We start from the raw sequence: 370 nt of genomic DNA, 5'->3' as shown, positions 1-370 counted from the left end.
AAAGGTAACTATGTTTACCCGAGTTACCGCTAGTTCCATATTTATAGATTACCAGTGAAATTCGAAAGAACATGAAAAAACGGGTAGTACCTATTTATGATTAACAAAATTACATGGAGGTTTTTGATATGAGTACAAAAAGAAAAGAATTAAACAGTAATTTTTTCTCGAGTTTTTTAAATGTTGATTACTTATCCGAAGAAGATAAATACATTTTTAAAAAGGAAAAACAAAAATATAAATTTAACGTAATTGGTGCCGGGATGATAGGCCATGAGCATATTAAAGTTACCATGCTAGAGGGAAGAGCGACCATTCATGGCATTTATGATTTAGATAAGAAAAGTATTGAAAATACGAAAAGGATGTT

At 30.0% G+C, this 370-nt stretch carries 1 pseudogene; it reads left to right on the top strand.

Annotated elements, in window-relative coordinates:
• Nucleotides 1-128: 128 nt before the first annotated feature.
• Nucleotides 129-370, top strand: a pseudogene (locus CVN76_RS02025) (Gfo/Idh/MocA family protein); the annotation flags it as partial.

It is taken from the genome of Bacillus sp. mrc49, assembly GCF_002803435.1.
This window is presented reverse-complemented; position numbering and strand designations above follow the sequence as displayed.